The following is a 20430-nucleotide window of genomic DNA, read 5'->3' on the forward strand; positions in this document are numbered from 1 at the left end:
TCCGGCCTCGACGACCGATCAGTCCGTCTCGCGACTGTACGGTTCCAGTAGCGCGCTCGGCGCACCCAGCCGCGAGTCGTCGAAGCGGACGACCGTCACGACGAGGACGAGGATGGTCGCGAGGTACGGGTACGTCGCCATGATCGTCGGGTGCATCAGTAGCTCCAGCAGCGGGTTGACCACGCCGGCGAGCGGCGCGCCGGCGTCGAGCGCGAGGTCGATCCCCTGCGAGCGCAACTGGAGCGCGTCGAGCAGCCCGAACAGGTACGCGCCGAGGAGCGCCCGCTCGGGACGCCACTGGGCGAAGATGACCAGTGCGACGGCGATCCACCCGCGCCCGGCGGTCATGCCCGTCGCCCACAGCTGCGAGAACGCGAGCGAGAGGTGCGCGCCCGCCGCCCCAGCGAAGGCGCCGCCGAGCAAGACGCAGAGATACCGCATCTTGAACACGTCGACGCCCATGGTGTCGGCCGTCTCGGGGTCCTCGCCGACGGCGATTACCTCGAGGCCGAGGTTCGTCCGGAAGAGGAACCACCAGACGGTCGGCACCAGTGCGAGCGCGATGAAATCGGGCGCGGTGCTCCGGAACAACGCCTCGCCGATCACGGGGATCTCGACGAGGTACTGTCCGACGAGGGGGAGCGTCATCTGGGGGAACCCGTCGATCGACCGGTCGACCCAGTTGGCGCCGAAGAAGGTCGTGAGGCCGGTCCCCAGCAGCGTCAGCATGATGCCGCTTATCACCTGACTCGATTTCAGCGTGATACAGAGGAACGCGTGGACGAGCGCGAGCAGCGTGCCGAGGGCCATCCCGGCGAGGAAGCCCAGCCAGTAGCTGCCCGTGACGACCGTCGTCGCGAACCCGCCGAGCGCGCCGACGAGCATCATCCCCTCGACGCCGAGGTTGAGGACGCCGCCCCGCTCGCTGATGATCTCCCCGAGCGCGGCGAAGATGAACACGGTCGACGCGCGCACCGCCGCGTCGAGCAGTCCGGCGGCGAACCCGGACATCAGGCCTCACCCGCCCCGCCGGCCGGTGCCGGCTCCCGTTCTATCTCCACGTCGACGCTGTAGCGCTTGACGAACTCCGCGGTGATGAGAAAGAGGATCACGAGCGCCTGGATCACGTCCACGAGCGCCGCGGGGACGCCGTAGGACACCTCCAGTTTCGACCCGCCGACGAACAGCAGCGCGAAGAAGGCCGCCGCCAGCAGCACGCGGGCGGCACCGTTGCGCCCGAGGAGCGCGATGGGGATCGCGGTGAAGCCGTACCCGGCCGAGAACTCCGGCATGAGCCGCTCCTGGACGCCCGATATCTCGCTGAAGCCGGCGAGGCCGGCGAACGCGCCGCCGACGAGGAACACGAACAGGTACACCCGGAACGTACTCATCCCGGCCTGGGCGGCCGCGAGCGGGTTCGAGCCGACGAACGTGATGTCGAATCCCACGCGCGTCCGGCCGACGACGATCGCCGTCACCGCGACGGCGAGCAGACCGACGAGAAAGCCCGCGTGGACGTCGAGGACCGGGATCGCCGGGAACTGCGCGGCGTCGGGCAACAGCGCGCTCCCGGGGAAGTTCCCGCTGCCGCCCTGCATCGGGCCGCGGACGAGGTAGCTGGCGAACTGCGTCGCGACGAACGTCAGCAACAGCGTCGTGATGATCTCGTTGACGTCCCACTTCGCCCTGAGGTAGCCCGGGATGCCCGCCCAGAGCCCCCCGGCGACGCCGGCGCCCAGCAGCGCGAGCGGGATCAGCGCGACCTGCGGCAGGGAGACGTTCAGCGCGAGCCACGTCCCGACGACGGCGCCGGCGTACAGCTGCCCCTCGGCGCCGACGTTCCACAGACCCGCGCGCAGGGGGAGGTACACAGCGAGCCCGGTCAGGACGAGCGGCACCGTCCGCGTCGCGGTCTGGCGGAGCCCGAACGGGTCGGTCAGCGTCTCGACGAACATCGTGTTGTACGCGGCCACCGGGTCGACCGACAGCGCAACGAGCGCGACGGCGCTCAGCGCGAGCGCGCCGACCACCGTGAAGACCGGCGTCCCGTACGCCAGCCAGGTCGGCACCTCGTCGCGCGCCGAGAGTTCGACCGAGAGGTTCACCGGGAATCACCCCCGCGGCCGCCGGAACTGCCACCGCCCGCATCGCCGCCGTCCGTCATCGCTCGGCCGGTCGTGCTCGCGTCGTCGCCCGATTCGCCGGCTCCTCCGGTGGCGTCGTCGGGGTCGACCGCGCCGCCGGTCATCCGCATCCCGACGCGCTCGCGGTCGGCCTCCTCCGGCGTCGTCTCGTGGACGAACTCGCCCTCGTACAGGACGAGCAGCCGGTCGCTCAGGTCGAACAGTTCGTCCAGGTCCTCGGAGATGAGGACGGTGCCCGTGCCCTCGGCGCGCTGGTCGAGCAGGGCGTCGCGGAGGAACTCGATGGCGCCCACGTCGACCCCGCGGGTCGGCTGGTGGGCGACGAGCAGGTCCGGGTCGCGGGCGAGTTCCCGCCCGAGGATGAGCTTCTGGAGGTTCCCGCCGGAGAGGTCGCCGGCGGCGACTTCCTCCACGTCGTGGACGCCGCGGACGTCGAACTCGTCGACGACCTCTCGGGCGTAGCTGCGCAGTTCGTCGTAGTCGAGGAAGGGTCCGTCGTCGAATCGCTCGCCGCGGAACTCCTTCAGCGCGGCGTTGTGCATCACCGACAGATCCGGGGCGCAGCCGTACTCGTGGCGGTCCTCGGGGACGTAGGAGACGCCGTTGTCGACGAACGTCCGCGTCGACGCGCCGGTGAGATCCGTCCCGTCGACGGCCAGGGCGCCGGCCGTCGGCGACCGGACGCCGGCGAGCGTCTCCGCGAGTTCGCGCTGCCCGTTGCCGCTCACGCCGGCGATGCCGACGATCTCGCCCTCGCGGACCGACAGGTCGATGCCCGAGAGGGCTTCGATCCCCCTGTCGTCGTCGGCGCGCAGGCCGCTCGCGTCGAGGACCGGTTCGCCGGTGTCGACCTGCTCGCGGTCCAGCGAGAACAGGACCTCGCGGCCGACCATCATCCGCGCGAGGTCCGACTGGTCGACGTCGCTCGTCTCGACGGTCCCGACGTTTTTCCCCTCTCGCAGGACCGTCACGCGGTCGGTGATCGCCGTCGCTTCCGAGAGTTTGTGCGTGATGAAGATGATGCTGATGCCCTCGGCGGCGAGCGCGCGGAGCGTCTCGAACAGGCGCTCGGCCTCCGTCGGCGTGAGGACGGCGGTCGGTTCGTCGAGGACGAGGAGATCCACGTCCCGGTAGAGGGCCTTCAGGATCTCGACGCGCTGGCGCTCGCCCACGTCGAGTTCGTGGACGGGCGCCCGCACGTCGACGTCGAAGCCGTACTCGTCGGCGAGAGCGTCGATCTCATCGGCGGACGCGTCCAGCCCGATCGAGAAGCGTTCGGCGAGGGCGCGAGCGAACCGATTGCGGCGGACCGAATCAGGCAGCCAGCTGTCGTCTGCGCCGTCTGCGTCAGTCTCGCCTCCGCCGCCGCGGTCGCGGAACGGGCCGGCGGGCTCGCGTTCGCCGAGGACGACGTTCTCGGCGACGGTGAGCCGCGGGATGAGCTTGAAGTGCTGGTGAACCATCCCGATACCGCGGTCGATGGCGTCCTGTGGCGAATCGAGATCGAGCCGGCGGCCGCCGAGGTGGACCGTCCCACCGTCGGCGTCGTAGAGCCCGTAGAGGATCTTCATCAGGGTGCTCTTGCCGGCGCCGTTCTCGCCGAGGAGCCCGTGTATCTCGCCGCGGCGGACTGAGAAGTCGATATCGTCGTTGGCGACGACCCCCGGGAACTCCTTGCGGACGTCCGACATCCGGAGGAACGCGTCCTCGGCCATTACGATCCGGCAGGGCTTCGAGCGTCCTTGAAGATACCGTTTGGTCCCCGCCCCGGTTCGCGCTCACACGGCGCGCAGACCGCCGCTGGCGCCCGGTCATAGCGGGTCTCTGTAGTCCTAATACCGCTACCCAGCCCGCTATAGGCAACCTTATCAATTGCCGCATATCCGTACCAGACGAGGAGCGATCGACCGGGGGAGAGCCCCGGGTCACAGCCACGGACACAACAATGTCGACAGACATCACACGACGACGGGCGATCAAGGCACTGGGACTCGCGGGCGCGGCCGGCCTGGCCGGCTGTACGAGCACGGGCGACGCCGGAACGGATACGAGCGGCGACGGCGGATCGGGCGGGAAGGACACCGTCAAAGCCGCGTTCGTCTACAACTCGGCGGTCGGCGACCAGGGCTGGTCGTGGGCCCACGAGCAGGGCCGCAAGGCCGTCGCCGAGGAGTACGACTGGCTGGAGTCCGACTACTCCGAGGACGTCGATCCGGCCAACGCTAAATCCGTCTTCCAGCAGTACGTCCAGAACGACTACGACGTCGTCTTCGGCAACACCTTCGGCTACATGGACACGATGGTCTCCGTCGCCGAGGACAACCCCGACACCCTCTTCGAGCACTGCTCGGGCTACCAGACGCGGGAGAACATGGGCCGGTACTTCGGGCGGATGTACCAGGCGCGCTACATGGCGGGCGTCGCCGCCGGCATGCTGACCGAGGCGAACACGCTCGGGTACGTCGCGGCGCTGCCCATCGCGGAGGTCGTCCGCGGCATCAACGCGTTCACCCTCGGCGCGCGCTCTGTTAACTCAGACGTGACGACGAAGGTCCGCTGGACGAACACGTGGTACGACCCGCCCAAGGAGAAGGAAGCGGCCAACGCGCTCATCGACCAGGGCGTCGACGTGATGGCCCAGCACCAGGACTCCGCGGCGGCCGTCCAGGCCGCGGCCGCGGCCGACATCTGGGCCACTGGCTACGACGCTCCGATGTCCGAGCAGGGCGGCGACAACTACGTCACCTCCCCAATCTGGCACTGGGAGAAGTTCTACGGCCCCACGCTCGAAGCCGTCCACGACGGCTCCTGGGAACCGGACTTCTACTGGGAAGGCCTCGGCGACGGCATCGTCGGCCTCTCCGACTGGGGGCCGGAGGTGCCCGACGACGTGAAGACGACCGTCGAGGACACCCGCTCGGCCATCGAGAGCGGCGACACCGACGTGTGGGCCGACAGCAAGTTCGCCGACGCCGACGACGCGACGCTGTTCCAGGACATGGGCAGCTACGTCGAGGGCGTCGAGGGCACGGTCCCCGAGTAAGCGCCCGCGGCCGCTGGGACCTCGCCGAGTGGGGCGGCGCCCGCGACCGGCAAACAGGAGTTTTTTTGCGACCCTCGGCAACCGGACGGCATGGAACGGCTCCGCGCGTCCCTGCACGAGGCGCCTATCATCGACAAGGACGGCTACGAGTACCTCGTCCACCCGATCAGCAACGGCGTGCCGATGCTGGACCCCGCGCTCCTGCGCGAGGTCGTCGTCGGCATCGTCCGCAACGCCGACCTCGACGTCGACAAGATCGTCGCGCCCGAGGCCATGGGCATCCACGTCGCCACCGCGCTCTCCCTGCAGACCGACATCCCGCTCGTCGTCATCCGGAAACGCGAGTACGGCCTGCCCGACGAGGTCGCCCTGCAGAAGTCGACCGGCTACTCCTCCTCGGAGATGTACATCAACGACATCGAGGAGGGCGACCGCGTCCTCATCGTCGACGACCTGCTGTCGACCGGCGGGACGCTCGCCGCGATCACGCAGGCGCTCGACGACATCGGCGCCGAGGTCGCCGACATCGTCGTCGTCCTCCGCAAGGTCGGCGAGAGCGCGCTCGACGAGACCGACTACGAGGCGACGAGCCTGCTGGACATCACCGTCGAGGACGGCGAAGTCACCGTCCACTGACGGCCCGACAGAAGGCTGGTTCCGCTACAACCGGTGACCGCAGGCGCAGTTGCCGATGCAGTACGTCGTGTCGGCCTCGCCGACGTCCAGCCCGACGGCCGCCATCGCGGCGAGCAGACTCGCCGACTCGTCCGTCTCCGGCCGGACGCGGGCGGCTGTCGCCCCGTAGGGCGCCGAACCGACCGGAATCCGCGCGACGATCTCGCGCGATTCGTGGTCGAGCACCGCCACCTCGTCGTTCGTCTGGACGGGAACGTAGAGCTTCTCGTGGCCCGGTCCCCAGGTGCCGACGAACGCCGCGCCGCCGAGGTCGATGCGGTCGGCGACCTCCCGGTGCTCGATATCGACGACCGACACGTCGTTCGTCCCGGGCGTGAAGACGTACCCGACCCGCGAGTCCGGACCGATCTCGCTGGTGAGCGCGCCCTCGCCGAGGCCGTCGTCGGGCGTCAGCTGTGCGAGTAGGTCAGGATTCGCGGGGTCGCTCGTGTCCCAGACGCTCTCGGTCCCGGTCTGGTGTTCGACCAGCAGTCGGTCGCCGCTGGGTGCGACGGTCCCCATCCACGGCTTCGAGGGGCCCCCCGCGTCTTCCGTGCCGTCCGCGTCCGCTCCATCGGCGGCCGGCACGTCGGTCTGCGTCGCGATCTCGAAGTTCTCGACGTCGAGGACGGTCAGCGTGTCCCCGAAGAGGTCGGGCACGAACGCGAACTCGCCGTCGGGGTGGATCGTCACGTCGCAGGGCCCCGGCCCGTTCTCGTCGCCGCGACCGCCCTCGTCGGTCCGGTCGATCTCGCCGGTGATCTCGCCGAACGTCTCCGAGTCGCGGTCGGCGTCGATGCGGTAGTTGGCGTGGGCTGGCTCCCGTGCGCTGACGACGACAGATGTTCCGTCCGGCGCCAGCTCCTGCCAGTTCGACCCCGAACCGGTGTCGACGTGCGCGACCTCCGAGAGCGGCCCGGCCGCGAGCGCGCGGACGCCCCGATTCACGTTCAGCCAGAGGGGGTCCGCGGCGGTGGTGGTCAGTTCGGGGGCATACTGGTTCGACGGGAACGACGCCGAGAGCCCGAGGTGCTGGGTATCGACGACCTCGTCGCGCCCCGGATCGACGATGCTCACCGTCGCGTCGTCGGTGTTGAACACGAAGATCGTCTCTTCGCCGCCGCTGTCGCTCTCGGTGGCGTCGCCCGCCGCCGCTTCCGGTCCGCCTGCGCCGTCGGTCGACCCGTTCGAACACCCCGCCGCGAGCGCCGCACCGGCCGTCGCCGACCCCGCGAGCAGCCCGCGGCGAGAGACGCCCGCCCGGTCGCCCGCCGCCTCGCCGGCGCTGTCAGCGGGTCCGCCGCGGTTCGGATAGAGGCGGTCCGCGTCGCCGTCGGTCATACGAGTGCCACGGCCCGTCGGCGAAAATACCTGCTGGTGGCGTGCGTCGGGACCGCAGAACCGGGTCGGACTGGGCGTTCTCGTCGCCCCCGGCGAAGCCCCGTCAGTCGCCCGATTCGGGACTGACGACCTGGTTCTCCAGGTCGTCGTACCGACCGGTCTCGTCGATGCGTTCGAGGTTCGATTCGAGGATGTCGGCGAGCCGCGTCCAGTATTCCGGGGTCGCGCCGGAGTTGTGCGGCGTGATCCGGACGTTGTCGAACTCCCAGAGCGGGTGGTCGGCCGGCAGCGGCTCGGGGTCAGTCACGTCGAGGCCGGCGCCGGCGAGCTTGTTGCCCCTGATCGCCGAGACCAGCGCGTCGGTGTCGACGATCGGCCCGCGACCCACGTTGATCAGGACCGCGTCGGTCGGCATCGCCGCTATCTCGCTGCTCCCGACGAGCCCCCGCGTCTCGTCGGTCAGCGGTGCCGCGACGACGACGTAGTCCGACCGCGTGAGCGCGCCCTGGAACGCTTCCTCGTCGGTGAACCCGACGACGTCGTCGGTCGGTCCGCCCTTCTCGGGCGAGTAGCGGGCGCCGACCGTCTCCACGCCGAAGCCCTCCAGTCGCTCGACGACGGCCTGCCCGATCGCGCCCATCCCGACGACGGTCACGGTCGATCCCTGCAACTCGCCGCCCTGGAAGTGCTGCCAGAGGCTCTCCTGCTCGCGGCGCCACCCCTCGTCGAGCCGACGGGCGAACGCGAGCAGCCACCCGATCACGTGTTCGGCGATGTTCGGGCCGTGGACGCCGGAGGCGTTCGTGACCGCGACGCCGCGCTCGCGGAAGGCGTCGAGCGGCAAGTGACCCACGCCGGCCGATCCGCAGGCGAACAGGCGCAGTTCGTCGGCCCGCGCCAGCAGCTCCTCGTCCATGTGGAGCCCCGTGACGATCCGCGCCTGCCCGACCGTCGTGCGGGCTTCCCCCTCGGTCCGCGGGAGTTTCACGTGGTAGTCCGGCAGGCGCCTGCGGAGTTCGGCCGCGTACTCGCTCGCCGGGATTCCGTGCGCGGACTGATTCAACACGACGATCCGCTCTTGTCCGGCCATATCCCCTGGTCGAGCGTGACGGAAATAAACGTTCTCGCCGGGGAAGACGGCTCCCTACTCGTCCGAACGCTCGGGTTCGCTTCCACCACGTGAACCGAGCGCTCCGACCGCCGCCGCACCGAGCGCCGCGACGCCGCCGAGGACCGACATCCCGTCACCCGTTCCCGACGAGGTCGCCGTCTCCGCCGGTGTCGCCGTCTGGGTCTCCGAGGTGGGCGCGCCCGCGGTCGAGGCGGCGGTCGCGGTGCCCGCCGAGACGCTGCTCTCGAACGCGTCGCTCTCGCAGTCGAACTCGCCGCTCCCGGGCATCGGGCTCTTCGCGCTCGGGTGACCGTTGCAGGCCACCACCGGCCAGTCGTCTTCGTCCCACTGGATCCGGTCGACCATCATCGTCCGCACCTCCCGCTCGGCGGTCGCCTCGACGTGGTAGAGCATCCACCAGTCGCCGTTCTCGTCCTGGTAGGCGGTGTTGTGACCCGGACCGGTGAACCGATCCGTCCCCGAGAGGACGGCGACGCCGTTACGGTGTTCGTTCAGGTCGCGGAGGTCTGTCCCGTTCTGGTTGTAGTAGGGGCCGGTGAACGACTCCGCGCGGCCGACCTCGACTTCGTAGGTGCTGTCGTACCCGTCACAGCAGTGGCCGGTCGAGTAAAAGAGGTAGTAGTAACCGTTCTCCTCGACGATCATCCCGCCCTCGCGCTTGTCGCCGGCGAGGTGGAACGTCGTCCCGGGGACGTAGTCGTCGGCGCTGTCGGTGAGTTCGACGCCGTGAATGCCGTACCAGCTGCCCCAGATCATGTAGGGCGTGCCGTCGACGACCCGGAACTCCCCGTCGATGCAGTTGGTCATCCCCAGGTCCTCGTTCCGGAACACCGGCCCTTGGTCCTCGAACGGGCCGTCCGGGCTGTCCGCGGTCGCCAGGCCGATGCCGGGATTGTCCTGGCTGCCCCACGTCGAGTAGGAGTAGTAGAGGTGGTACTGGCCGTCGTAGTAGTTGATGTCCGGCGCCCACACCCCGGCGTCCTCCTCGTCGCGCCAGTCGGGGGACGACTCCAGCGCCGGCGCGATGTACTCCCAGTTCGCCAGGTCGTCCGATTTGGCGATCGGCACGATGTCCTGCGGCGTTTCGGTCCCGTAGGCGTAGTACGCGTCGCTGTCCTCACGCTGGTCCCGGATGACCGTCACGTCGCCGAACCCGATCGGCCCGACCGGGTTGTGGTAGTGCTCGTCGCTCTCGTCGGCCGCCGCCGTGCCGCTGGTCGCGACGGACCCCGTCGCGGCCACCGCTCCCGCGCCGATCGTTTTCAGCACGCTACGCCGGTTCACGCCACCGCTATCGCGTCCCACCACGTTGAGCCTCCCTTTCGAACTGTAATGCAAAACTGTTGTTATCTGAGACGGGCGAGCGGCGGACGGACGAGACGCCGATCGAGCGCACCGACACGACCTTCGCGGACAGGCTCGGCGTCGAGTGGCAGTTCCGGCGCTACCCCGATCGAGAGCGCTACGAGACCGGACCCGATGGGCTCGGCCTCCGCGGCGGCCCGGAGACCCTCGACGAACCCGGTGTCACCTTCGTCGGCCGTCGACAGACCGGCTTCGACTGCCGCACCGAGGCGACGCTGATCTTCGACCCCGGCCGCCGCGAGGAGGCCGGCCTCGCGATAGTCGCCGACGACCGCCACCACGACCAGCTGGGCGTGACGCGCCGCGACGGCCGGCGGGAGGCCGTCGCACGCCTCCGCATCGGCGACGCGACGGACGTGATCGGACGTACGCCGGTCGGGACGACGACCGACCTCGCTATCGCGGCCGACGCCGAGGAGTATCGCTTCCTCGCAGACGGCGAGCGTCTGGGAGCGGCGGCGACCCGGTACCTCGCGACTGAGGTGGCGGCCGGGTTCACTGGCGTCGTCGTCGGCCCCTACGCGACCGGCCGTGGGAAGACCTGCACGAGGCCGCGACTGTCGAGCGCTTCGTCTACGAATCCTGAGCAGCCGCCCCGTTCGACTGGTTCGGGGTCGCCAGCGGAATGGGCGCTCGAAAAACGGACGCGGTGCCGTTGGGTAAGCAGCACGACCGTGCCTGTCGAAGGCCGACCGTTCGGAAAACGTGATGGGCGCTGCAGGATTTGAACCCGCGACAGCTTGGTCCGAAGCCAAGCACTCTGTCCAAACTGAGCTAAGCGCCCTACACACAACCCTACACGAGCGTTCGTGTTTAAACGTCCCGATCCGTCGCGGCGCCGTCCCGCGTCATTTATGGGGCCGTCGGCGAACGGGGGAGACATGCAACGGGCCAGGGGGTTCGTCGAACTGACGCGTCCGGGCAACGCCGTGGCCTCCGGCGCGTTGACGGCCATCGGTGCGTTCGTCGCGAGCGCATCGACCGACCAGCTCCCAGTCGTCACCGCCGCCGTCGCCGCGACGGTCTTCGCCGTCGCCGGCGGCAACACGATCAACGACTACTTCGACCGCGACATCGACCGGATCAACGACCCCGATCGACCGATCCCCAGCGGTAGAGTCTCCGCCCGCGGCGCGCTCGCTGGCAGCGTCGTCCTGTTCGCGCTGGCGACCGTCTGCGCGCTCTTCCTGCCGACGCTCGCGCTCGCGATCGCCGCCGTGAATCTGCTCTTGCTGATCGCCTACACGGAGTTCTTCAAGGGGACGCCCGGGGCCGGCAACGCGCTCGTCGCCTATCTCGGTGGCAGCACGTTCCTCTTCGGCGGTGCGACCGTCGAGCACGTCCCGCCGACGGTCGTGCTCGCGCTGCTCGCAGCCGTCTCGACGCTGGCCCGCGAGATCATCAAAGACGTGGAGGACGTGGAGGGAGACCGCGAAGAGGGGCTGCGCACGCTTCCCGTCGTCATCGGCGAGCGGCGGGCACTGCTGGTCGCGCTGGCACTGCTCGTCGTCGCCGCCGTTGCGAGCCCGCTCCCGTATCTGCTCGACATGCTCGGCGTCGCCTACCTCGTCGTGGTCGCACCGGCCGTCGCGCTCATGCTCTACGCCGGGTACGAGGGGTTCGGCGACCCCGCCGTCGCGCAGGGACATCTCAAGTACGGAATGTTTCTGGCGATCCTCTCGTTCGTCGTCGGGCGGGCGACGCTCGTGGTCTCGGTGTAAACGGCCAGTCTTCGGCCGGTGGGATTATAAAAAAGATTTTAACAACTGCCGGAACTAATCGATGTATACTGCGCGAACCCCCGTCGGTTCGTCGTGTAACGGTGGTGACTCTCGAAGGAATGTACGACCTCGGAACAACGTTCGGGAACGCGACGCTGGCGCCCGGTTCGAACCTTCTGGTCTCGGGCCCGCCGCTCTCCGGCAAGCGTCGCATGGCGCTCGAACTCCTCGCTCACGGCTCCGAGCAGGGAGAAGGCGTCATCGTCGTCACCACCCGCGACAGCGCGAGCCGTATCCTTAGCGACTACGAGGCCCTCGTCTCCGACCCCGAGTCCGTCGACGTCGGCATCGTCGACTGCGTCACCAAACACCAGGGCCGAAAGGCGCGCGACACCGACATCGTCAAGTACGCGTCGTCGCCCGAGGACATGACGGGCATCGGGATCAAGTTCTCCGAGTTCGTCGAGGAGTTCCGGACCGAGCGAGGCATCGAGAAGGTCCGCGTGCTGGTCGACTCGCTCTCGACGCTGCTCATGTACTCCGACGTCCAGACGGTGTTCCGGTTCATGCACGTGTTCACCAGCCGCATCGAGAACGCCGGCGCGATGGGGATACACATCATCGAATCGACGGCCCACGACGAGGAGACGCTGAACACCCTCCGGCAGTTGTTCGACCACGCGATCACCGTCGAAGCGGACGGGGCGTTGTCGACGACGATCCCGGACGCCGCTGTCGGCCGGATCGGCGACTGACGCGTCGGCAGCCTTTTGATCGTCTCGGTCCAATCCCCGGCCATGCCAGTCGACTCCGACGACAGACTCCGCGAGATCCTCGACGGCGACACCATCGCCGTCGTCGGCCTGTCGAGCACGCCCGGCAAGGCCGCCCACGACATCCCGGCGTACATGCGCGAGCAGGGCTACGACGTGATCCCGGTCAATCCGTACGCCGACGAGATCTTCGGCCGCGAAGCGTACGACTCGCTGGCGGACGTCGAGGAATCGGTCGACATCGTCGACGTGTTCCGCCCGAGCGACGAAGTACCCGATATCGTCGACGAGGCCCTCGACCGGGAGGACGCGGAGACGGTCTGGCTCCAGCTCGGAATCACGAACGACGAAGCGGGCGAGCGCGTCAAGGACGCCGACAGGAACTTCGTTCAGGACAGGTGTCTCAAGGTCGAACACCAGCGGCTGGTCGATTGAGCCGAAACGCGACCGCGTCTGTCGCGGCCGCCGGGTAGAAACGACACCGCAGGTCCGTTCGCCGCTCGTCGGGCCGTCGCGCGTGCCGCGTCTCAGTTTCCAGTCGCTGACCCGTCGCCGTCTCCGCTACTACCTTCGACGGCCTCCGCCGAGCCGCTCCCGTCACTATCGACGGCGTCGGCACCCTCGCTGGCATCTCCCTCCCCCGCTTCTTCGCCGTCGCCGTCACCCTCACCCTCGTCCGTAGCGTCGGCCTCGGGGTCGGGGAGTTGCTCGTCGATGAGCGAGTCGACGTCGATGTCCTGTTGCTCGGCGAGCGCCTCGACGATGACGCGCTGCTCGGCGAGTTCGCGGTCGATCGATTCGATCTGGTCGCTCGTGCGCTCGACGCGTTCGCGCACCTCCTGGACCTGTTCGATGACCTGGTTCAGTCGCTCGTAGAGCTTCTCCGCGATGTCCGCGACGCGGCTGATCTTCTTGGCGGTGTCGCCGAATGGCATGCACCCGGCTTCGGCGTCCCGCGTTGTCGGCTTTTCGACTCGCCAGTCCCGTCCGGCGATCGGTTCGCCGCCGCCTGTGGGACGGAAACCACCGTCGTTAAAACCGCAGCGTCCGCAGAGGCCGCCATGAAGCAGACGCGGCTCGCACCGCTGGTCGGCGTCGCCGGATGCGTTCTCGTGCTCGTGTCGCTCGCCGTCCCGTACGGGCTGGTGCGGACCGGGCCCGCGACGGCCATCGGGACCTACTACGGCGAGGGTGCGCTGAACCCGCTCGTCGGGGGGATATTCGCGCTCGTGACGGCCATCGTGCTGGCCGCGGGCCGCGACGAGCGGACCGACCCGCCGCTGGCCGCCGGCGTCGGCATCGCCCTCGGCGGGTTCACGTTCGCCGTGACGGCGCTGTGGGCCGTGACGGTCCCCCAGCAGGTGGTATTCGACATGGACGCGCCGGCGATCATCACCTACCACCGGTGGGCGAGCGCCGCCGTCGCGCTGGTGATCCCGGTCGCGAGCCTCTGGTGGTCGCGGACGCTCGGCCTGCTCTGACGCCTGCCGGGCTTCGTTCGGCACCGCACGAGCGGCCGACCGCACGACGGCGCCGACCCGAAAGGCCCTTATGGGGGACGGCGGTACCTCTGAGTGGACTAGGCCGGGCAGCTAGGCCCTGCTCGTCACCCGCGGTATGGCCTTCAGCGGGGGCCGAACCCCGGGTGCGTCCGGTCCGCCGGGCGTGGGCCCCGTGAGCCAACATGGAAGCCTCGTCCTGCGGGGACGGCGGTCCGCGGCGTCGCGTCTGCAGGGACGCGCGGCCGCGGTTGATCGAGGGCACTCCGTCAGGCGCGGAAGCGAGCAGCGGACCCTCGGACACCCGTCGCTCGCAGGGTCGCGGGGTGGAGGAGGCAAACGGGATTCCCCGCGTCCGAACGACCGGGCAATCCCGGACGTCCGTCTACTCATCTGTTATCGAACGCCGAGCGCTGGCTCTCTGGTTCGGCCCACTGACGACGTTATCCCCGCCGAGCTCGTAGTTCATCGTATGCCCACCGTCCGGACCGACGACGTCGAGACGTACTACGAGCGACGTGGTGATGGTCCACCGGTAGTCTTCGCCCACGGCGCCATCGTCGACCACTCCCAGTGGGACCCGCAACTCGACGCGCTCAGCGATGACTACGAAACCATCGCCTACGACGTGCGCGGACACGGCCGAACTGGTGGTTCGCCCCGCGGTCGCTACTCCGTCGACCTGTTCGCCGACGACCTCGGCGCGCTGCTCGACGCGCTCGACGTCGAGAGAGCGGTCATCTGCGGGCTCTCGACCGGCGGCTGTATCGCGCAGGTGTTCGCCGCGCGCCACCCCGACCGGGTGGCCGGGCTCGTCCTGGCCGACACCTTCGCGCCGGAACTCCTCTCCCGCAGCGAGTGGCTCCAGCGTTCAGTGATGCTCAGGGCGACTGTCCCATTTGTCCGACTCGTCGGCTACGAGCGCGTCGAACGGGCGATGGTCTGGCTGCAAGAGCGTTTCTCCGGCGAGGGCGTCAGCGGCGACTACGAACAGATCGAGCGCATCCGCGAGACGGGACCGAAGATGGAGACCGACGAGTTCGCGAAGGTGATCCGCGCCGTCGCGGCGTTTCACCGCACCGAGATCGACTTCTCGGCCATCACCGCGCCGACGCTCGTTCTCTACGGCGAGCACGAGGCGCCGTTCATGCGCCGGCAGGCGCTGAAACTCGCCGCCGAAATCGATGGATCGAAGATCGAAGCGGTTCCCGGCGGCGGACACGCCTCGAACCTCGACAACCCCGACTTTTTCACGGGTGCGGTTCGCGAGCTATTGGCTGAAGCGTATCCGTCGGACGCGACTGAACTGGCGGGCGAGAGCGGAGAATAGAGCGGTCCGCGGTACGGTAGCGGTGACGGTGCTGTGGCGGTAGCGGTGCTGTGGCGGTAGCGGTGTCGTGGCCGAGAGGCCGTTTCATCGGCCGACCCGGGGAACGGCTGGTTCGCCGCCAGCATCCGGCGCGTAGCGCCGGTTCACCGGACGCGAGGAAGCGAAGCGACCGAGTCGTCCGGCCTTTTTCCCCAAGTTTTTGCGGCGGAGGATTCCCGCAGCGGCGCGAAGCGCCGCGAGGAACTCTCCGCCGCAAAAAGTGGGTTCTAGTCGTCCCCGGCCGCAGGTTCGGCGACACCCTCGACGTTGTCGAGGTCGATGCCGCCGGAGATGTCCCGCTGGGGGTAGGGGATGTTGATGCCGGCCTCGTCGAAGCGGTTCTTGACGGCGGTGACGTACTCGCCCTGGATGCGGACGAAGTCCGACCGGCTGGGGTTGGCGATCCAGAAGCGCGACTGGAGGCCGACGTAGGAGTCGGCGAGTTCGGTGAGTCGCACCGAGGGCTCGGGGTCGGCGAGGATGCCCTTGTGGTTGTCGGCCTCGTCGAGGATGATCTCGGTGGCCTCGTCGATGTCGTCCTCGTAGCCGATGCCGAAGACGAACTTCATCCGGAGCTGTTCGTTGGCGACGGGGTTCTTGATGACGTCGTCGGTGAGATTGGAATTGGGGACGGTCAGCAGTTCGTTGTCGAAGGTGCGGACGCGGGTGACGCGGAGGCTGATGTCCTCGACGACGCCGGCGTAGTCGTCCCACTCGATCCAGTCGCCGATGCGGAACGGCTTGTCGGTGAAGATGAACACGCCCGCGACGAAGTTCTTCAGCACGTCCTGCATGGCGAACCCGATGGCGAGCGTGGCGGCGGCGCCGATGGTCGCAAGCGCGGTGAGGATGTTGCCGTAGCCGGCGAACGCGAAGGCCGCGCCGACGGCGACGAAGACGATGAGGATACCGGTGAGTTTCTTCAGCGGCCTGCGGGCGTGAGTGTCGAGGTCGCGGGCGCTCAGCACGCGGTTGACCAGCGGCATCACGAAGATCCGACCGAGCAGGTAGATGGCGACGAACGCGACGACGAACGTTATCGCGGAACCGACGGCGCCGGCCAGCGGAGCGTCGAGGCCGAAGACCTCGATCAGGAAGTCCGCGACGGGGCCCGGCTCTTGCTGGAGCGGGGCTGCCGGCGCGACGCCCGGTGCGCCCCTGGTCATCGCTCGAAGACCGCGGTGTGGCCGCGGGTTCGCACCACCTCGGCGTTGACCCTGTCGGCCAACTCCTCCGCGAGTTCCTCCGTGGTAGTTCCGCCCCGGGCCGCCCGGTGGAACTTCACTTTCACGAAATCGCGGTCCTGCAACTGGTCGTTGAGTTCGTCCTCGACCGGGTCGAGGCCGTTCTTGCCGACCCAGACCGTCACGTCGAGTTCGTGGATCCGCTGTGCGCGCGTCGAGTCACTCATGTCTCTACTACTTGGAGTGAAGCCGCTCAAAGGTTACGGCTGTCGAATCCGGAATTTTGACCGGCGTCTCGGCTTCCAGCGGCTCTCAGTCGTACGGATACCGGGCCTGGGCGCCGCAGTCGCAGGTGACGACGACGTGGCCGTCCTGTAGGCGGACGCGGGCGTTTCGACCGGGGCGGAGGTACGCGTCGCAGCTGTCGCAGGTGAAGCGGGTGAACTCGCGGGGGAGGCCGAGGCGGTTGCGCTCGGCGATGCGGCGCGCGCGCCGGACGTAGCGGCGGGCGCGGTCGTCTCTGTCCGCGAGCGTGGCCTCCTCGGCGAGTTCGCGCAGGCGTTCGATGCGCTCGCGGGCGACGGTCTCGGTGTCCATCCGAACGTGGATACGTCCCGCCGAGCGGCAGGTATACTTTGCGTTCGTGCGCCGCTGTCGGGAGGGGACGGCGCCTCGGCGGTCTGCGGCCGAGATGGCAACGCATTAAGGCCCGGTTAGCATACGATGGCTCCATGGAGCTGCCGACGGTGGCTGCGTTCACGGACACCTACCTGCCGACGCACAACGGCGTCACCTACACCGTCCAGACGTGGCGGGACCGCTGGCACCGTCGCGGCGGCCGCATGGACGTCGTCTACCCCGACGGCGACCACGAGGCCGGCGAGGGGGAGTATCCCGTCAGCAGCCTCCCCTTCCCGTTCTACGAGGGCTTCCGAGTCGGCGTCCCGGGCGTTCCGGAGGCGGTCGACAACGCGGAAGTCGTCCACGCCCACTCGCCGTTCAGCCTCGGCCTCGCGGGGATGCGACTCGCCCGGAAGCACGACCTGCCGATGGTCGCCTCCTACCACACGCCCACGAGCGAGTACGCCGAGTACCTCGCCTTTACCCGGCCGATCGAGCGGGCGGTCGAACGCAGCGCCGAGGAGTACGAGCGCCGCTTCCTCGACCGGACCGACGTGGTCGTCGCGCCGAGCGAGCGCACCGCCGAGCACGTCCGCGATACCGTCGGCACCGCGACGAGCGTCGAAGTCGTCTCGAACGGCGTCGACATCGACTTCTTCCGCCCTGTCGAGACCGAGCGCTTCCGCCGCCGGCACGACATTCCGGAGGGGACCCTCGTCGGGTACACCGGTCGACACGGCTACGAGAAGAACCTCGAAGCCATCGTCGAGGCGACGGAGGGACTGGACGTGACGCTCGTGTTCAGCGGCGACGGCCCCGCCCGCGGCGACCTGGAACGCGCGGCCGACGAGGCGGACGTGGACGCCCACTTCCTGGGCTGGGTCGACCGCGAGGAACTCCCCTCGTTTTACTCGGCGCTCGACGTGTTCGCGTTCCCGAGCCCGGTCGAGACCCAGGGGATCGCCGCGCTGGAGGCCAACGCCTGCGGGACGCCGGTGGCGGGCGTCGCCAGCGCGGCCCTCGCGGACACGATAGACCAGGGCGAAACCGGATACAAGGCGCCGCCGAACGACGTGAGCGCGTTCCGGGACGTCATCGAGCGGACGCTCGCCGAGCGCGACCGCCTCGGCGAGGAGTGCCTCGCTCGCCGCGAGTCGATCAGCGTCGAGCGCTCGGTCGATCGGCTTTCCGGCGTCTACGACCAACTGCTGTGACCGTCAGTCCTCGCTGTAGTCCGTCTGGCTCATCCCCGCACCGAGAGCGACGCCGATCGCGACCCCCATTCCGATCCCGAGTGCCAGGTTGTCGAGGGCCGTACCAAGTGCGACGCCGATCGCGATCCCGATGGCGATCCCTACGCCCATGTTCTCCGCGTCGACGTCGGCGCCGTCAGTGTCGATATCGCCGTCGTCGCCCCCCTCGGTCCCGGTGTCGTCCGCTTGTCCGCCACTCATGGGTGGACTGACGGCTGCCTGTGGGATAACTGTCGCTGCTCGTCGCTATCGGTCGAGACGAAAACCGTCGCCCGCTCAGGTCGTGTCTGCTTCGGGGTTGTTCTCTCGGCGGTAACTGCCGACCATCTTCCACAGCGTCTTGTCGACGTCGCCGTCCGAACACTCAGTCTCGATCTGTCGGTAGAGCTCTTCCGAGACGGTGATCTCCGGCATCACTCCCACGTTGGGGGCAGATACTGAAAAGCCTCCTGTGAGTCGGGAACGAGTAAATTTTCGATGGATCGGGTCCGTCACTCCTCGGGCCGGGGGAACGCGGTGAACACCTTCGAGACGACGTCGAAGGGGTCGTAGATCGACTGGTGACACTGGCAGTAGACGGCGTTGGCGGCGCCGTCGACCGTCGCGGACTGCTTGAACCCAGAGGGGACACAGCAGAGGTGGGTGCACTTGTTGAGCCACGCGATGAACCCCTTCTCGGTGCTGGCGGCGATCCACTCGTCGTCTTCGGCGAGCCGTTCGATCTCCGGGCTCCGAATGACCTGGACGGGGAGCGACGAATCCGCCTCGACCGACCGCCAGTTGGCCGCGGCGGGCTTGCCCAGCCCGTCGTCACCGACGCCGTTGCCCCACTCCTCGTAGTCGGCGAAGTCGTCGACGGTGAGCTTCGCCCCCGCTTCGAGTTCCGACTGCCAGTCGTACGTGATGCTACCGTCTGACCCGTTGTCGACGCGGAGGAAGTTGTCGGCCTCGCTCTCCGGCGCGATCTTCGGGTGGGTCTGGATGCCGCAGTACTGGAACCACTTGTTCGAGTACTCCACGCCTCCGAGCGTCGCGGTCGCGACACCGTCCTCCACCTCGCCGCCGTCGACGGCGGTGGGCCAGAGGCCCTTGAGGGCGCCGTCCTCGACGGTGATGGGGATCTGCGACATCCCCCGGTTCGCCGGACCGTCCGTGTTCTTGATGACCTTCGCTTTCACGCTCCCGCCACCGACCCCGCTGCGGTTCGTCGGCACGGTCGTCAGGCCCGACCCCGCGACGCCCAGCGACCCCATCGCGGCGCTCCCCACGATACCCTTGACAAACCGGCGACGACTCGACGGCGCGGGATACTTGTCCTCGTCCATACCGTCGGCTGCGCGAGCCAAACGGATAAATTGTAATATATTTTATGTGTAATCGCGGACCGCGACTGCATCGTTCCACGGCGCGTGGATCGGTGTACTGACTGTGAATCGCGGAAATTGGTACCCCCGACGGGAGAGCCAGTCCCCGATGGTGTCACTAGACCGGACTGATTAAGGCCGTCCCCCACGAAGTCGGGGGTTATGAACGGTGATTCCCTGGTCACCTACGTTGCCCGCTCGGAGTTGCGCTCGGCGGTACTGACTGCCGTCGAGCGCGACGCGCGTTCGACCGCAGCCCTCCGCGACGACCTGGACGCGAGTCGGTCGGGCGTCTACAAGACGCTGGACGAACTCGCCGACAGGGGACTCGTCCGCGAGTCCGACGGGTGGGAACTCACGGCCCGCGGGCGACTCGTCGCCGACGAGTTGGCCCGCCAGCGCGCGGTCGAGGACCTCCTCGACGACGAGTTCTGGGAGGCCCACGACGTGTCCGTGCTCCCCCGCCGGTTCAGACAGCGCCTCGCCGCCGCCGGCGAGTGGGACCTCTACCGCAACCCCGCGCGCAACCCCCAGTACCTCGAACGCTGGGCCGTCGAACTGTTCCGCGAGGCGGACTGGCTCCGCGTCGGCGCGCAGGTGTACTACCCCCGCTTCGCGCAGATGGTGGACGAGCTCGCGGACCGGGGCGTCCTCGACGCGCAGGTCATCGTCGACGACCGCCTCGTCGACGAGGCAATCGAGCGCTACGCCGACGGCGACGCGCCCTCCCACGTCGACGAGCGCGTCGCCGACCTCCCCTTCTCCTTCACCGTCACCGCCGACCTCGTCGCGCTCTCGCTCCCGGCCCGCGACGGCGTCTCGGACCTCGACGCCGTCCTCGTCGGCTCGGGCGACGGCGCCGTCGAACTCGGCCGGGACATCCACGACCACTACTGGGACCGGGCGGTCCCCGTCGAGGACTACCTCGCGACGGTCTGAGGGACCG

23 protein-coding genes, 1 tRNA gene and 1 other RNA gene are annotated in these 20430 nt (G+C 68.7%); 11 read left to right on the forward strand and 14 right to left on the reverse strand.

Features of this window, described 5'->3' with window-relative positions; all coding sequences use genetic code 11:
- Window positions 1-18: 18 nt before the first annotated feature.
- From PSC72_RS04340 to PSC72_RS04350, 3 genes are read right to left on the reverse strand one after another with little or no spacing between them, the layout of a single operon-like run.
- The gene (locus PSC72_RS04340; protein WP_274324669.1) at window positions 19-1011 is read right to left on the reverse strand and encodes an ABC transporter permease; all 993 of its coding nucleotides are present in this window, start codon (window positions 1009-1011) and stop codon (window positions 19-21) included.
- Window positions 1011-2105, reverse strand: coding sequence for an ABC transporter permease (locus PSC72_RS04345; protein WP_274324670.1), 1095 nt, complete (start codon window positions 2103-2105; stop codon window positions 1011-1013). The genes PSC72_RS04340 and PSC72_RS04345 overlap by 1 nt, the downstream gene beginning before the upstream one ends.
- Window positions 2102-3859, reverse strand: a complete 1758-nt coding sequence (locus tag PSC72_RS04350) for an ABC transporter ATP-binding protein (protein ID WP_274324671.1) — start codon at window positions 3857-3859, stop codon at window positions 2102-2104. The genes PSC72_RS04345 and PSC72_RS04350 overlap by 4 nt, the downstream gene beginning before the upstream one ends.
- A gap of 230 nt (window positions 3860-4089) precedes the next feature.
- Here PSC72_RS04350 and PSC72_RS04355 point away from each other — a divergent pair, with 230 nt between their 5' ends.
- Window positions 4090-5187 (forward strand): BMP family ABC transporter substrate-binding protein, encoded by a 1098-nt coding sequence (locus PSC72_RS04355; protein WP_274324672.1) that lies wholly within the window; start codon window positions 4090-4092, stop codon window positions 5185-5187.
- Window positions 5188-5277: 90 nt separating this feature from the next.
- Window positions 5278-5823, forward strand: a complete 546-nt coding sequence (hpt, locus tag PSC72_RS04360) for a hypoxanthine/guanine phosphoribosyltransferase (RefSeq protein WP_274324673.1) — start codon at window positions 5278-5280, stop codon at window positions 5821-5823.
- Window positions 5824-5847: 24 nt separating this feature from the next.
- Here the strand turns inward: hpt and PSC72_RS04365 are convergent, their stop codons facing one another.
- The 3 genes from PSC72_RS04365 to PSC72_RS04375 form a co-directional block, all read right to left on the reverse strand.
- Window positions 5848-7203 carry a beta-propeller fold lactonase family protein gene (locus tag PSC72_RS04365; protein ID WP_274324674.1) on the reverse strand — a complete coding sequence of 452 codons (1356 nt, stop codon included), beginning with the start codon at window positions 7201-7203 and terminating at the stop codon, window positions 5848-5850.
- A gap of 103 nt (window positions 7204-7306) precedes the next feature.
- A complete protein-coding gene (locus PSC72_RS04370) occupies window positions 7307-8293 on the reverse strand; it encodes a D-2-hydroxyacid dehydrogenase (RefSeq protein ID WP_274324675.1) in 987 nt (328 codons plus the stop codon).
- 54 nt (window positions 8294-8347) lie between these two features.
- On the reverse strand, window positions 8348-9619 hold the full coding sequence (locus tag PSC72_RS04375) for a family 43 glycosylhydrolase (protein ID WP_274324676.1): 1272 nt from the start codon (window positions 9617-9619) through the stop codon (window positions 8348-8350).
- 59 nt (window positions 9620-9678) lie between these two features.
- On the opposite strand from PSC72_RS04375, the gene PSC72_RS04380 reads away from it, so the two are divergent.
- On the forward strand, window positions 9679-10428 hold the full coding sequence (locus tag PSC72_RS04380; protein WP_274324677.1) for a beta-xylosidase family glycoside hydrolase: 750 nt from the start codon (window positions 9679-9681) through the stop codon (window positions 10426-10428).
- Here the strand turns inward: PSC72_RS04380 and PSC72_RS04385 are convergent.
- Window positions 10410-10484: transfer RNA gene (locus tag PSC72_RS04385), tRNA-Arg, on the reverse strand. The genes PSC72_RS04380 and PSC72_RS04385 overlap by 19 nt on opposite strands.
- Before the next feature lie 97 nt (window positions 10485-10581).
- Here PSC72_RS04385 and PSC72_RS04390 point away from each other — a divergent pair.
- The 3 genes from PSC72_RS04390 to PSC72_RS04400 all read left to right on the forward strand — a co-directional run bounded on the left by PSC72_RS04390 (window position 10582) and on the right by PSC72_RS04400 (window position 12629).
- On the forward strand, window positions 10582-11421 hold the full coding sequence (locus PSC72_RS04390; RefSeq protein ID WP_274324678.1) for a geranylgeranylglycerol-phosphate geranylgeranyltransferase: 840 nt from the start codon (window positions 10582-10584) through the stop codon (window positions 11419-11421).
- A gap of 119 nt (window positions 11422-11540) precedes the next feature.
- Window positions 11541-12176: an RAD55 family ATPase gene (locus tag PSC72_RS04395; protein WP_382261843.1), complete on the forward strand. Its 636-nt coding sequence runs from the start codon at window positions 11541-11543 to the stop codon at window positions 12174-12176.
- A gap of 42 nt (window positions 12177-12218) precedes the next feature.
- Window positions 12219-12629, forward strand: a complete 411-nt coding sequence (locus PSC72_RS04400) for a CoA-binding protein (RefSeq protein ID WP_274324680.1) — start codon at window positions 12219-12221, stop codon at window positions 12627-12629.
- A 92-nt stretch (window positions 12630-12721) separates the two neighbouring features.
- On the opposite strand, the gene PSC72_RS04405 is transcribed toward PSC72_RS04400, so the two are convergent.
- Complete coding sequence (locus PSC72_RS04405; protein WP_274324681.1) at window positions 12722-13129, reverse strand: DUF5798 family protein; 408 nt, start codon at window positions 13127-13129, stop codon at window positions 12722-12724.
- Window positions 13130-13255: 126 nt separating this feature from the next.
- On the opposite strand from PSC72_RS04405, the gene PSC72_RS04410 reads away from it, so the two are divergent.
- The 3 genes from PSC72_RS04410 to PSC72_RS04420 all read left to right on the forward strand — a co-directional run bounded on the left by PSC72_RS04410 (window position 13256) and on the right by PSC72_RS04420 (window position 15023).
- Window positions 13256-13675: a DUF7548 family protein gene (locus tag PSC72_RS04410; protein ID WP_274324682.1), complete on the forward strand. Its 420-nt coding sequence runs from the start codon at window positions 13256-13258 to the stop codon at window positions 13673-13675.
- 91 nt (window positions 13676-13766) lie between these two features.
- Window positions 13767-14084, forward strand: an RNA gene (gene ffs, locus PSC72_RS04415) — signal recognition particle sRNA.
- 81 nt (window positions 14085-14165) lie between these two features.
- Window positions 14166-15023: an alpha/beta fold hydrolase gene (locus PSC72_RS04420; protein WP_274324683.1), complete on the forward strand. Its 858-nt coding sequence runs from the start codon at window positions 14166-14168 to the stop codon at window positions 15021-15023.
- A gap of 266 nt (window positions 15024-15289) precedes the next feature.
- Here the strand turns inward: PSC72_RS04420 and PSC72_RS04425 are convergent, their stop codons facing one another.
- From PSC72_RS04425 to PSC72_RS04435, 3 genes are all read right to left on the reverse strand, one after another.
- Window positions 15290-16228 carry a mechanosensitive ion channel family protein gene (locus PSC72_RS04425; protein WP_274324684.1) on the reverse strand — a complete coding sequence of 313 codons (939 nt, stop codon included), beginning with the start codon at window positions 16226-16228 and terminating at the stop codon, window positions 15290-15292.
- Window positions 16225-16473: a YhbY family RNA-binding protein gene (locus PSC72_RS04430; protein WP_274324685.1), complete on the reverse strand. Its 249-nt coding sequence runs from the start codon at window positions 16471-16473 to the stop codon at window positions 16225-16227. Before PSC72_RS04430 ends, PSC72_RS04425 begins: the two co-directional genes overlap by 4 nt.
- Window positions 16474-16558: 85 nt before the next feature.
- Complete coding sequence (locus tag PSC72_RS04435; protein ID WP_274324686.1) at window positions 16559-16843, reverse strand: ribonuclease P protein component 4; 285 nt, start codon at window positions 16841-16843, stop codon at window positions 16559-16561.
- Window positions 16844-16977: 134 nt separating this feature from the next.
- On the opposite strand from PSC72_RS04435, the gene PSC72_RS04440 reads away from it, so the two are divergent.
- Entirely contained in the window at window positions 16978-18081 is a 1104-nt protein-coding gene (locus PSC72_RS04440; protein ID WP_274324687.1) for a glycosyltransferase, read from the forward strand.
- 3 nt (window positions 18082-18084) lie between these two features.
- Here PSC72_RS04440 and PSC72_RS04445 read toward each other — a convergent pair whose 3' ends face one another.
- From PSC72_RS04445 to PSC72_RS04455, 3 genes are all read right to left on the reverse strand, one after another.
- The gene (locus tag PSC72_RS04445) at window positions 18085-18321 is read right to left on the reverse strand and encodes a hypothetical protein (protein WP_274324688.1); all 237 of its coding nucleotides are present in this window, start codon (window positions 18319-18321) and stop codon (window positions 18085-18087) included.
- Window positions 18322-18396: 75 nt separating this feature from the next.
- The gene (locus PSC72_RS04450; protein WP_274324689.1) at window positions 18397-18534 is read right to left on the reverse strand and encodes a hypothetical protein; all 138 of its coding nucleotides are present in this window, start codon (window positions 18532-18534) and stop codon (window positions 18397-18399) included.
- 77 nt (window positions 18535-18611) lie between these two features.
- Window positions 18612-19445 (reverse strand): Rieske (2Fe-2S) protein, encoded by an 834-nt coding sequence (locus tag PSC72_RS04455; protein ID WP_274324690.1) that lies wholly within the window; start codon window positions 19443-19445, stop codon window positions 18612-18614.
- A gap of 201 nt (window positions 19446-19646) precedes the next feature.
- Here PSC72_RS04455 and PSC72_RS04460 point away from each other — a divergent pair, with 201 nt between their 5' ends.
- Window positions 19647-20423, forward strand: a complete 777-nt coding sequence (locus tag PSC72_RS04460; protein ID WP_274324691.1) for a helix-turn-helix transcriptional regulator — start codon at window positions 19647-19649, stop codon at window positions 20421-20423.
- Window positions 20424-20430: the final 7 nt, after the last annotated feature.

Origin of the sequence: Halosimplex aquaticum (genome assembly GCF_028747785.1) — an archaeon.
Lineage (GTDB): Archaea > Halobacteriota > Halobacteria > Halobacteriales > Haloarculaceae > Halosimplex > Halosimplex aquaticum.